The 13,374-nt window shown below is 36.1% G+C and carries 7 protein-coding genes; 3 read left to right on the top strand and 4 right to left on the bottom strand.

What is annotated here, in order from left to right; all coding sequences use genetic code 11:
• Positions 1–117: 117 nt before the first annotated feature.
• A complete protein-coding gene (locus MKY80_RS02950) occupies positions 118–2,088 on the top strand; it encodes an S-layer homology domain-containing protein (RefSeq protein ID WP_107921604.1) in 1,971 nt (656 codons plus the stop codon).
• Between the two features lie 127 nt (positions 2,089–2,215).
• Here the strand turns inward: MKY80_RS02950 and MKY80_RS02945 are convergent, their stop codons facing one another.
• The 4 genes from MKY80_RS02945 to MKY80_RS02930 all read right to left on the bottom strand — a co-directional run bounded on the left by MKY80_RS02945 (position 2,216) and on the right by MKY80_RS02930 (position 10,787).
• The gene (locus tag MKY80_RS02945; RefSeq protein ID WP_170844175.1) at positions 2,216–4,138 is read right to left on the bottom strand and encodes an N-acetylmuramoyl-L-alanine amidase; all 1,923 of its coding nucleotides are present in this window, start codon (positions 4,136–4,138) and stop codon (positions 2,216–2,218) included.
• Positions 4,139–4,371: 233 nt separating this feature from the next.
• Positions 4,372–5,283 carry a C40 family peptidase gene (locus MKY80_RS02940; RefSeq protein WP_008180868.1) on the bottom strand — a complete coding sequence of 304 codons (912 nt, stop codon included), beginning with the start codon at positions 5,281–5,283 and terminating at the stop codon, positions 4,372–4,374.
• A 221-nt stretch (positions 5,284–5,504) separates the two neighbouring features.
• Positions 5,505–6,572, bottom strand: coding sequence for an S-layer homology domain-containing protein (locus tag MKY80_RS02935; RefSeq protein WP_342531903.1), 1,068 nt, complete (start codon positions 6,570–6,572; stop codon positions 5,505–5,507).
• Positions 6,573–6,785: 213 nt separating this feature from the next.
• The gene (locus MKY80_RS02930) at positions 6,786–10,787 is read right to left on the bottom strand and encodes a cell wall-binding protein (protein ID WP_239354301.1); all 4,002 of its coding nucleotides are present in this window, start codon (positions 10,785–10,787) and stop codon (positions 6,786–6,788) included.
• A 599-nt stretch (positions 10,788–11,386) separates the two neighbouring features.
• Here MKY80_RS02930 and MKY80_RS02925 point away from each other — a divergent pair.
• Complete coding sequence (locus MKY80_RS02925) at positions 11,387–12,064, top strand: hypothetical protein (protein WP_008180873.1); 678 nt, start codon at positions 11,387–11,389, stop codon at positions 12,062–12,064.
• Positions 12,064–13,317 (top strand): HlyD family secretion protein, encoded by a 1,254-nt coding sequence (locus tag MKY80_RS02920; RefSeq protein WP_342531900.1) that lies wholly within the window; start codon positions 12,064–12,066, stop codon positions 13,315–13,317. The genes MKY80_RS02925 and MKY80_RS02920 overlap by 1 nt, the downstream gene beginning before the upstream one ends.
• Positions 13,318–13,374 lie beyond the last annotated feature (57 nt).

The following is a 13,374-nucleotide window of genomic DNA, read 5'->3' as shown; positions in this document are numbered from 1 at the left end:
CAAAAGGATACTTTTCTCCTATAATACTCTGGTATATTTTATGGTATTTCTAACATTTGACCCTTAACTTGATTGTGGAACTTTGTTAAAATGATATCAGTTTAGGAGGGTAAAACTATGAAAAAACTATCAATTTTTATGTTATTCATGATGCTTATTAGCGTAATCATTTCGCAACCCCAAAAGGCCTATGCTGATGAGCTATCAGGACATATGCATGAAAGTGGTCTGCGTTATTTGATTTCCAAAGGAGCCTTGCTGAAAGATGCTACTGGCAGCTATCGTCCGAATGATACTGTTACACGCGGTGAATTCGCCACATACATAGCAAAGGCTTTAAACTTAGAGACAAAGGATAATAGTACGTTTACAGATGTCTCTGACACATATTTATTTGCCAATGAAATCAAGCTTGCCGCTACTGCTGGCATAATTACCGGCTACACAGATGGCACATTTAAGCCAGATGCACGTATTTCAAGAGAGCATATGGCCGTTATGTTAATTAGAGCGGTTGATTATTTAAAAATTCCAAAAGGTACTTCCTCTATTACATTTACAGACAATGCTACCATTTTCAAAGATTTCCGTCAGGACATTGCCATAGGTGCTCAATTAGGGCTTATTAAAGGAAGCTCTAACGGCATGTTTTTACCTAGAGACAATGCTACAATTGCTGAAGCATCAACATTTATACTTCGCTTAATTCTCCTTGCTGATACTGTTGAAAATAATAATGGGAATAGTGAAAACAATAGTGGTAATTCCAATAATAATGGGAACTCTGATAACGACAATAATTCAGGTAATAATAATAATACCAATGCATTTATTGTTAAAGAAATCTCAAATGGTAATCTTGTAGACAAGCAGTCTTATGCTAGTTTTGAAGCTGCTGAAAAAGCGATGACAAACAGTTCTTTAGTGGTTACTCAAAATAATAAGATTATAAAAATGTCTTCCGGTATTATTGTTACAAATAATTATGTCGCATTAAATTCCGAAACGATTAAAGATCAAATTGCCGTTGCTGCTAATACAGAAATGGAGTATCTGGGTAGTGATGCCACTCAAGTAAGAGTACGCTTAGCTGGACAAGTTGGTTCTTTAAAACAAGCAGACGTTACTTTAATCCCTTCTGCTTTAGTAAAGGGACGCGCTTATTATACAAATGAAAATGGTGAAATTAAACATACCTTATATGATTATAAAGCCAATAAGTACTCATCTAGTTACGTCTACGGCAAGGCTCCTAGCTTTATGAAGCAAGGTGAGAAGTACTTTAGCTGGGATGGTATTAATTTTACGAATGGTAACGGCTCTTCAAAGGGAGAAGGCTATAATTACTATCAATTCTTACCTGCTCGTGCTACAACACAATATACAGCTGAAGAAATTGATCAATATATTATGAAAAAACTAGCTGAAGTTGAGAGCTCAGGTGCTTCTATTTACAAAGGCGCTACGACAAAAAGTAAACTAATTGGTTTAGGTACCGTGTTAAAAGATGTCGAAGCGAATGCCCATATTAACGCCATGCTTATTTTAGCACTGGCACAGCATGAAAGTGCCTACGGGATGAGTGATCATGCTCAAAATTTGAATAACCTATTTGGTTTATATGTATATGATACAAATCCATTAAACAAAAAATTTGATAGTGTTGGCGCAAACATTAATGAGCTTGTTGAAAAGTTCTTACAGCCTAATTACATTACGCCTGGAGGACGTTATACAAATGGTTCAGTCGTTGGCTCTAAAGCAATTGGGTTTAACGTAAAATACGCCTCTGACCCTTTCTGGGGTGCCAAAATTGCTGGACACTACTATCGTGCCGAAAAAGCATTAGGCTATAAAGATGCTAGTAACCCATATAAAATTGCACTAACAACAACAGCTGGTCTAAACGTTCGTGCTGATGCATCCACACAACAAAGTCCACTATTCACCTTTAATAAAAGTAATATGCCTGTTATCGTCACAGATACAGGTGCTAATGGTTGGTATCAAGTAATTTCAGATAGATCTCACTCAGAACCTGCTTATATTAGTAAGGATTATATTAAATTCATCACTACTGTAAAGTAAAACTAAAAGGCTACCTCTCTAATAATGGAGGTAGCCTTGTTTGTTTTTTTGGAAACCGGGTACTTAATAAGTAAAGAGAAAAAACGACCCCAAAGCTAGTAAAACTTTGGCATCGTCTCTTCAACTTTTATTGTTTTTTATAGTATTGCAAAATACCATTATAAATTGATTCTGCAAATAGATTTACATATTGATCATTTGTCATTTTATTGTGATCCTCAGTATTTGTTAAGAAACCAAGCTCCACTAGAATAGATGGAATGACCATATTGCGAATTACGTAGTACTGTTCTTGTTTAACACCACGATTTTTCATATTTAAATTGTTAACAATTTGGTTATTTACAAATGTGGCTAAATCTATGTCTTCCTGATACATATCTCCTGTAGATATAGCATAATATGTTTCAGTACCTTGTGCTGACGAATTGGCAGCAGAATTGACATGGACACTAACAAAAATCTCACCGTAGTTTGCTTGTGTGAAATCTACTCGATCTTGTAATGATGGGTACGTATCACCAGTACGTGTCATATACACTTTGGCACCAGCATTCTCTAGTAATTGCTTTACTTGCGTGCTGACCTTTAATGTAATGCTCTTTTCAGAAACAGAACCTTTTACTGTCCCTGGATCTTTACCACCGTGACCTGGGTCAAGGATGATAACGCGATTTTGTAAAGGTTTAGCTGACTGATTTAATAGTTTTAAATAAGATTTATGAACATAACCTGTTTGTCCATTGTATGTGATTTCTGCCCAGTAACCGCTTATGCTATTAACTTGGACATACTCTCCTTTATTCAGCTTGAAAAGTACTGCTGACGTTGAATTACTTTGACTGCGCACATTTAGGTTAGCAACCGTTACTCTTCCTAGTACATCTCCTGAAGTAACAGGTGGTGTTCCTGGATCTGGATTAGGATTAGGCTTCTCTTCTTCAACCGTATCCGTTGTACTATTAGCTACCACATAACCTGGTAAACCATTCACTTGTGTTAAATAGTAGCCGCCTACTGTTTTATATACTGGTAATTTAACATTTGCTTTAATCGTTGAAATTACTTTTGCTGAAGAAGTTGGCTTTACATATAGGTTAACAGCATTTTTTGTCGTTACTTCTTTTTCGACTGCTCCTAACGCATTGCCATCTGCATCTAAAAATTCAGCATATTGTTTAAAAATATAAGCATAAGCACCTTTATAAGATACTTTTAACCAATTACCTTCAACTGCATATACTGATAATTTACCGCCTGTATTGACTTTACCTACAATGTTCGTAGTTGAAGCGCTATCCGTTGATTTACGAATATTTAAACCATCTGTCGTAACTTTTACTAAGCCAATAACCTGAGATGTATCAGGTACCGTTACACCTTTTACAGGCAATTCTAAACGATATTTCTCACTTTTTGCACGTGCCACAAATAATGAGAATTGTGAACGTGTCACCGTGCTGTTTGGTAAATACGTTTTACCTGTTCCGTTAGTAATACCATTATAATAGATTGTATTGATGTACTTCACATATTCGTGTGTGATTCCTACATCTGTAAATGGTGAATCGATTCCCTCATACTCACTTGTATCTAAATTAAATGCCTTTGTTAAGACATAACTCATTTCTCCACGAGTTAGAGCTTTGTTTGGCAGAAATTCACCTTTTATATTTTTGTCGAAGAAACCTAATTGTACAGCACGTTCTATATAACCTGACATTTCAGTGCCTACTGTAACATCTGAAAAGCTAGATTTATTTACGATTAATGGTTTGTTTCCGGAGGCAACGACAACCATTTTGGCTGCTTGTCCTCTCGTTACATTGTTATTTGGGCCAAAAACTCTTTTACCATTCACAAAATAGCCTTGGATAACACCCAAACTTACTAAATAATTAATTTCTTCATAGGCTGGGTGATTTTTAGTGACATCTTCAAATGTAATATTTGAGTTGGTAGCTGCACTGACACTTGCACTATGTATCGTAAACATAGAAGCCGAAATGAATAAGACGCACAAGATAAGACTAATTTTTTTGATGTTCAATGTCTTATTTCCTCCCTTCTTGTTCTCTTAACGTGTCCATTTTAACAAAATTAGCTAAATAATGCATCATACAATAGAACTGTTAAATTATATTTTCCATATCACTTCCTCTCCTAAGTAGTTATCATAAAAATAGAAGAGTCTGCGATTGCAAACCCTTCTTCCATTATACGCTATTCAAAAGATCAATTCTTGCAATCTATGACAAAATTAACTTGTAAAATTCAAGAAATTTATTGTTGAATTCTTTCAATGAAAACTTTAAGTTGTTTGATTTTTAGTAATTCATCAGTGCCAAAGCTTCCATCTCCATCGCCATTTGTAACACCATTAGAAGCGAGGATAGAAACATAATTACTAGCCCAGTTATTTTGAGGAACATCATTGAATGCTACTGTTTCTCCTTGGTTTTCAAGACCGAAAGCTAGTACTAAAACTTTAGCGATTTGTGCACGTGTAATTGGTGACGACGGGTTGAACTTACCGTTCGCATCGCCTTCAAAGATCCCCAATTTTTCAACAGCGGCAATAGCACCTGCATTTGCGTTTGTTGGTTTCACATCTACAAAATTAGTAGTTGTATTAGAAGTATCTAAGTTTAAAGCTTTTGCAATTTGTACAGCAACTTCTGCACGAGAAGCATATACTGAAAAGTCAATTGCAGCTTTTTTAACTTCAGCTTGTTGTTGCGCATCAAATGTTGCCACACGTTTAGCCCCTACATAACGAGAAGCCCAATAATATGGATCATTAACACTTGAGTAGCTAACGCCTTGACCTGTTTGAGAGTGGATCATATTACCATTACCTATGTATATACCCACATGTGAAATACCACTACCACTTGTATTGAAAAATACTAAATCGCCAACTTGTAGATCACTCTTTGCTACTGCATTACCTTGTTGGTATTGAGAGCCTGATGTACGATTTAATTGAATACCTAAGTCTGAAAATACTTTAGAAGTGAATCCAGAGCAATCAAAACCACTTGTTGTTGTACCACCGTATTTATATGGAATACCTAAATATTTAGAAGCTGTGTCAGTGACATCGTCTTTTGTCGCTGCTTCAGCAGTATTTATATGAGTTGTTGAAAATAACATGAAAGATGCAAAAATCGGTAATAACCATTTCTTATTCATACTTTTGTTATACCCCTCTCAAAACTTTTTTGCCTATAAATAGACTATCATAAAAGAAGCTCTTGTTATTTTTCATTTGTGTAACGGTTTTAGACAGCAAAAAAACGCTGTAATACCAACGTTTGGTGGTATTTCCAGCGTTAAAAGAGGGATTTTTTTATCATATTTTGAAGCTTTCGTAACATTACTGTAATATTAGAGCTCCTTTGTTACACAACAACTTATTGACTAGAAAACATTTGAACCCAATAGTAATTTTCTTTGCTATCCTGCGCTATTGCAACACCTGTATTCGTATAATGTTCTTTCAAAATGTTATCGCGATGACTAGGTGAAGCCATCCATGCCTTTACAGCAATCTCGGGCGTTTGAATATTTCTGGCGATATTTTCTCCAAAGCTCGTATAATCATAATCAAATAAAGTCGCTAAATCCCATGGGGCACCATAAAACGGCGAAACGTGTTCAAAATAATGGCGGTTCACCATATCCCGCGCTTTAATGATTGCGATTTGTGTCAATTTTGGATCATACACAACAGGTTCTAGCTTTTTCTTTTGTCTTTCAACATTAATTAACTGAATAACCTTTTTCGACCATTCGGTAGAAAGGTTGACTGTTGGAATATAATCCTTTGCCAAATAATCATAAGCCACTTCTAATTTGTTTATTTTTTGCTGAAAATAAATACTTCGTTCAACGAACACAGCAAATTGGGCGCGTGTCACTAACTGATCAGGTGCAAAGTGTTTAGTGTCTACCCCACTGATAATGCCTATATCAGCAAGCGATTCAATATAATTATGTGCCCAATGCGTCTGAGGAATATCTGCGAATTGGGTATTATTTTTGTTATCAACCTTAAATTGATACGCTAATGCTAGCATTTTTGCCACCTGCATTCGCTTTAAAGGCTCCTCAGGATGAAAGTCTTCCCCTTTTTGGATAACCCCCAGTTTAACAAGCTGACAAATCTCTTTGTAATAGGGATGACTAGCAGGGACATCCTTAAATTTTGTCGTATTTGCTATGTCTACATTGGTCTGAATAGATCGAGCAATGGCAGCAGCAGCCTCTGCCCTTGTAATTGCCTGCTCCGGTTTAAATTTGTTATCGCTATATGTAGTCATATATTGCTTTGTTAGCATATGTTGTATCGAAGCATTTGCCCAATATGCATTCGAAACATCCACAACTTTGGCAGATGCCGCTTCTACCTGACTTAAACTTGTTAAACTTCCTACGGTTGCAGCTATTGAAAGGATGATGATACTCAGAATTTTTTTCAACAGGGCTACCTCCTCAATATGTCAAATATGTAGCAAACGGCGCTTTTTCATCACTGAAGTGGAGAAACGAAAATTCACCATACATACTATATGATACGAAATTTGAATAAGATAGTTTCACTTTTTTTGGAAAATAATACATTGATTCATCATTTATCATTATAAAAGGAGTTTTCCCTTAATATTCGTTGGGAAAACTCCTTTTTTCTCATACTATTGAATCATTTTAAGATATTCTTCTAAAATACGATAGTTATACACTAATCCCTGTTGCTCTATCGACAATGAGCTGTAGTCTTTTTGAGCTGCTAATACTTTTTTCTCGAATGATGAGCTATCTGGATCGATATTGCCAATCGCTTGAACGACCTTGAGAACGGCAGCCACATCTTTTTCAGCCTGTTTGAGTAAGTCTTCATTGATGACTTGCCCCCGTACTTTAGAATCCAATGCCTGATAAGCAGCTACGGCATTGGCCACATCCTCTATATACGTTGGTGAACTTGGAGAAAGTCCTGCAATCATTTCAACGACCTTCTTGACATCGGCCATACTTTTCTCCGCCTCTAATAGAATTGAATAATTGGAGATACGCTGTTTATCTGTCGTATTCAAACTATCGTATTCTTTACGTACAGCTTCAACCATACCAAAGTAGAATTTATCCTTAGGATTTAATTTTGCAATGTTATTATAGACCTTTATCACGTTGTCTAAGGATAGTAACAATTGGTCGTTATACACATAGCGTCTTTGGTCAGCATTTAGCTTGTCGTAAGCTTTTAAAATCTTTTGATATTGACTATCCATATCCTTAGCAGTTAAGAGACGATCAATATCCTCCACAATACTTATAACGGGCTTAATCAGCTTTTCTTGGTCTTGTAATACTCTGTAGTTTTCCACAGCTCGTTGCTGATCCTTTGGTAAAGCATTATAAGCAGCACGAATTTCTTGAATACGTTTTACATACTGCTTCGGATCAACAGATGGTAATGCATCAATCATTTGCATTACATTGCCAGCTCCTAGAATACTTGACTCAGCAGCCTGCAATAAATAGTAGTTTGTCACATATTGCTGCAAATCAGCAGGTAATGCATCATATAGTGAACGGGCTCTTGCTGTATCTTGAAGGAATGTATTACTTGAAGATTTTAGTTTGCTAATCAATTCAACAACATTGGATACAGGCTCATATTTTAAGAGTACATCAATATTGTCGATGTATTTCTTCTGATCTTTCGATAGTTTGTCATATGCCTTACGGACAGAGTTAACCTTACTAACAAAGCTTTTCGATTCTGGATCAAGTTCATTAATTTGTACCATCACAGTTAAAATAGGCTTAACCTCTTTTTCACGCGTTGTTAAATCTTTAATATTCGTCACTAATTTCTTTTGGTTCGATGACAGCTTATCATAGGCAACACGTGCATTCATCAGCTTTGTTAAATAGTCTCCATCCTGCACTTCTGTTAATTTGATTAGCTCAATTACGCCCTCAGCTAACCCCTGTTCATTTTCAGCAGCTACAAGTGCATCATAGTTGATAATGGCTTGCTTCTTCTCCTCAGATAATGCATCGTAAAGCTCACGTGCCGTTTTCATATCTTGGTAGAATGTTTTACTTGTTGGCTTTAACGAAGCAATCAGGCCAATTAATGAAGCCACATCCTCGACAGCTGTAAGATTCGTATAGTTCGTCACATGTTTTTTTGAAACTTCATCAAGGGCATTATAAGCCTTCCGTGCGGCAAGTACCTTTTTTGTATAATCCTTACTCGTTGGGTCCAATGCATTGATCATTTGAATAACCTTGATAACGGCTTTATTGCTCTTTTCATAATTACTTAAAGTTTTTGCCTGCTCCACAAGCTTCTGCGCATTTTTATCTAATGCTTTATAGGCTGTAGTTAGCTCCGCTACCTTTTGGACAAATGTGTCCGGATTTTCATTCGCTAATGCAAGAACACGTTCATCGAATGCCTTTGCCATTTCGATATAGGCTTGTGCTTTTATAAGATCAGGATAATTAATAACCTGGGCTTGATCTGTTAATGCTGTATATGCATCTGTTGCTGCTTTCACATCATCCTTATACGTTTTTCTAGAAGGATTTAATGCATTAATTTTCACAATTACGTCTATTACAGGTACAACCTCTTTTAAATTCTTATAATTTTTGACATAGGTTTTATTTTTATCATCTAGCTTAGCGTAGGCTGTATAAGCTGATTTGGCTTTAGAAATATAGCTCTTAGAGGATGGATCAAGCTTTTCAAATTGTGAAATAACATTCACAACCGTTTTATATGATTTCTCTAAATCAGTTAAAACTTTAATATTCGTTACACGGCTTTTTGCCGAAGAAGGGAGTTTATCATAGGCAGCTCGAGCAGCTAAAATCTCCGTGATCATATCATTTGATTGACTTAGCTTTGATATTTGCTGAATCACACCTGCTATTACTAAATCTTCATTTAAAAGATTGGATAATTTCTCTTCAAGTTTACTTTTCATTTCAGCCAATGGAGCCGCGTCATTACCATTCCCAGCATTTAACGCCGTCACCTTTGATTGCAGTTCCGTAATTTGGGTCTTGTAATCTGGCATTGTCGGTTTAAGGGCATTGACTTGTTTCGATAAAGTCGCATATTGGTATAGAAGATTTAAGCGATCTTTATTTTGCACAAATTCCTTTTCTTCCATAGCCAATTTGTCAAAGGCCGACTGAGCAGCAAATGTTTTGCTCTCAAATGTAGAAGCTTTAGGATCAATACCGTCAATTAATTTGTCCACGCTTATAGATGCATTGTAAACCTTTTCCCACTTTGTTAGCTCAGCAAGATTATTGACAATTTTTTTGACATTTGCCGCGTTAATAGCTGTGCCAGTTGTTGCTGGTGGCACATCATAAGCAGTACGAGCAGCTTTGATAGCCTCCACTTTATCTGGAGCACTTGCAATTGCCAAAATAAGTCCTTCGATTTTTTCAGCAGAAGCAATATTTGCTACTGCTACATTTAGATCCGTTGTATTTTTTACAAGTTCTTTATCAATTGTTAATGAATCATACATCACTTTAATCGCGTTTACTTCTGTACGATATGCCGCCTCATTGGATACACGCAGTGCTGTAATTTGTTTGGAAATATCAGCAGCCTTTTTATATTGTTCAAATGTAGAATAGTTTGCCACTAACTTTTGTGAAGCTTCATCTAAAGCGTTGTAGGATTTTTCAATAGCCGTTACAGCACTAATAAAGCTTGTTGCTGACGAAAAGTCTGCTGGTTTTTTAGCTATTAATTGAGTAATACTTAGTGAAACTTTATCTATGGCTGACAGACCCGTTAAAGCATCCTTATATTTTTTAAAAGGTGTTACTGTATCATTGTTTGGATTATAGGCCTCAGCCACTTTCTTTTGATCCGCCGTTAGTAGGTTATAAGCTGCTGTAACTTTATCTAATGCTGAAGAAATAGCTGGATAATCCGTTGGGCTTTGCTTTAATACATCCACTAAAGCGTCAAGCTCTGTTGCAGTAGTTTTGACTGCTGCTGCATCATCAACTAATTTTCCAAGTTTCGCAATATCTACTCCTTTGCCTTTAAAATAGTTATTGCGATCAGCTTCTTTATAGCCATATTGTAAGACTGTTCCTCGAATGGTATTAGTAATGCTGCTAGCACTATTGGCAAACGCTGCATCGACCGCTTTCTCAAATTGCTTTTGTACGAATAAATATGATTTGTCTGCCGTTTCATTACCTAAAAAACTTTGATATTCTGTTTCTACAGCATTTACATCGTCTATAAATGTCTTACTAGTATTAGAGATTGCACTAATTTTCTTCCAAATTGCTTGTAGTTCATTTAATAGGCGACGTTGTTCCACTACATAGTCGTACTTTGCTTGAATCAGTGCCTTTTCATTGTTGTCAAATCCAAGGTCATTCGAATTTTGTACAACTTTAATATCACCATCTGCTATCACCATCTCATTAGCAGTCGAATTCTCCGATAATTTACCGAATTGGGCAATGAGCTGTTCCTTTGTCGTTGCAGCTGCCACAGCGTTGACATAGGAAACTTGCTCCGTTTGTGCTGTGACACGAGATTGTGCATCATTTTCCTGTGCATTTGCTATAGCTGTAGGTGCTAATAAAAGACTTGTTATAACACCTGCTGTCAATTTTCGATTCAATCGAATCACCCTTTCATTTTTTATGTATAAGAAAATGATGATGTTCATTTTCATTTATCCTGAAATGGCATAGGATACCTCTTTTTAAGAGAGTGCGTAATCAAGATAAAGCATCCGAAGATCATTGAGATTTATTTCGAGCAAAATCGAAAAAATCTGGACATAAATACGCAGAGACGTAAATAATTAATCATTACTTTAGTATCGGTGTAAATTACACGTTTTCAAGCCATTCTATTATATTTACAAAATAATGGACGTCAAAAGTAGTTTTTCAAAATTACTAGCTAGAAAAACAGGAAGTTATTTCAATTATACTATACAATAGATTTATCTTGATTCTTCGGATTTCCAACGTCTATTGAATCATAAGAAGTCCTCTGGCAGATACTACAGATTTTTGACGAGTAATTGTGAAAAAATGTGACACAAATCCGCCGAGGTGTAATTGATATTAGGAATGTTTTTCATCCATCGACATGTAATGACGAAATACGTTTTTTCAACGAAATTATTGGAAAAAAACAGCTATTTTCATATGTCATAATGTCTTTACAAGGTGTATACTACATCTTTGATATCCTATTTTGGAAGAAAGGACGCTGTTTATGTTTTACCATTATAAGTTTTGGCATAGCTTAAAAAACCCTACCTACTTTACAAACATCGTAGAAAAAGGTGAGATCATCGGATATAAAAAACGTGCATTAACGGTGTTCATCCTTTTCATCCTATTGTTTGCTACTCGCGAATATTGGGGAATGGGGACAGAAAATTTAACGTCCTTATTTGCAATGGATTTACAAAATGAATACTATGTGGCACGCGTACTTTCCATGCTCGGTGCCATTTTATGGGCGATCATTTATTTTTGCTTCCATTATTACGGTGTTACCTATCTATTACATCTATTAACGGACATTCCTTATACTTGGATAAAAAAAGTCCAGCTTTACGTTGTTGCCTTTCTGCTCATTGAAAAAGCAATTCTCTTTGCTGTTTTTTATGGGGTGGGCTATACAACGATGTTTTCATTCTTTTCTTTGGCTCCCGCTGCCTTACAGGTCATTAAAACTGACTTCGTGTTATTTACAATCAATCAATTGACGGTAACGACCGTTTTAATCATTATTGTGCAGTATCTATTCCTGTCGAAATGGGAGGAAGAAGCTAGTAGAAAAATGTTAGTAGTCAAATTGATTGGCTTACAACTATTTATGGCCTTATTTGTGGGCATGATTAGTGTGCTACCCATTAAAGAATGGATTGCTAGGGGGTTAGGATAATGGCATTTATCAAGGCAAGACCATGGACAAGTATAGGTATTGTGGTGGCGATGCTCATAATCGGTATAAATGCTTATTTTGTTTTCAAAGAAGATAGCACCGTGACACGATCCTACTTTATTGATGAATTTCAGAAAGCTTATATAGGTACGAATACGGAGCGTGTCAATAAGGATACCATTGTGGCACCCGCCGAGACATATACGATTACAGCTGATGCAACAAAGTTATCCGCTGTCAATGTAAAACGTGGCCAGGAAGTGATGATGAATGATTTACTCGCTACCTTTAAAACAGATGAAGTAGACGAGGAGCTTACAAAGCTTGAATCGGAACGCACTGCCTATGAAACAGAATTAAATGATTTACAAAATGCACTTGATCAAATTGAAGACGAATACGACGATTCGAATCCAAAAAGCTCTATTAATACCGATCAAATCAATGATAGATTGTCTGTTACATTAAAATTAGAGCTTGCTCAACAAAATTCGCTATCGACAGCAGTTGCCCTGTTAAATCGACATATTGCTGAAACAAATCGTCAAATTGCACTCATTGAAGCGCAAATTACACAAATAGAGTCTCGTCAAGGCATTGTCAGTCCTATAGATGGTGTAGTGTCAGTAGTGAAAGAAGAAGCTGGTGCCTTAACCTTCGAAATCTATTCGAATGAAAAAGCCATGTATGCTTATTTGTCAGAAAAAGAATGGCAAAAAGTACAGGAAGGCCAAACGGTTGATTTTAAAGTGAAACATGTCAAAGATGCATTATCTGGTATCGTTTTAGACAAGCAAATGATTGCTACAAATGATGAAACATTTTGGGCAAATGAATTAGCTAAAACAACAAACCTTCCGCATCCAACAAATTATGAAGTAGTACTGCAACAAGATGCGCCAATAGAGGAAGTACCGTTTTCAACAACTGGTAAAGCCTCCATTATTGTCAATGAAGCGTTCGATTCTTATAAAGTCGATAAATCGTGGTTAGCGACAACAAAAAGAGGAAATAAAAAGCTCCATATCATTAATCAGGATGGGAAAATCCAATTGATAGATATTAATGTCCAATTTAATACGACTCAATCAGCTATTTTCTCGGACTATCTCGATGAAGGAACACCAATGCTCTCTAATGAGAAGCGCAATATAGAAGCCTACACCTTCCGTACTTTACCTATTGAGAAATTGCATTGGAAGCAGTTTAAAGAGTTAACTTGGAAGCAATATATGAAATACATTGTTTTCTAAATGCAAAATCCGCCTCACTCTCTCTAGAGATGGGCGGACTTTTTTTATGAAAATATC

This window comes from Lysinibacillus sp. FSL R5-0849, assembly GCF_038595075.1.
Classification (GTDB): Bacteria; Bacillota; Bacilli; order Bacillales_A; family Planococcaceae; genus Lysinibacillus; species Lysinibacillus fusiformis.
Note: the sequence above shows the minus strand (reverse complement) of the source record. Positions and strands in the feature narration are given on the sequence as shown.

What these genes read in the sequence shown, in the direction of transcription:
- MKY80_RS02920 (WP_342531900.1), top strand. Translation starts at nt 12,064, where the DNA reads ATGGCATTTATCAAGGCAAGACCATGGACAAGTATAGGTATTGTGGTG.
- MKY80_RS02950 (WP_107921604.1), top strand. Translation starts at nt 118, where the DNA reads ATGAAAAAACTATCAATTTTTATGTTATTCATGATGCTTATTAGCGTA.
- MKY80_RS02925 (WP_008180873.1), top strand. Translation starts at nt 11,387, where the DNA reads ATGTTTTACCATTATAAGTTTTGGCATAGCTTAAAAAACCCTACCTAC.
- MKY80_RS02940 (WP_008180868.1), bottom strand. Translation starts at nt 5,283, where the DNA reads ATGAATAAGAAATGGTTATTACCGATTTTTGCATCTTTCATGTTATTT.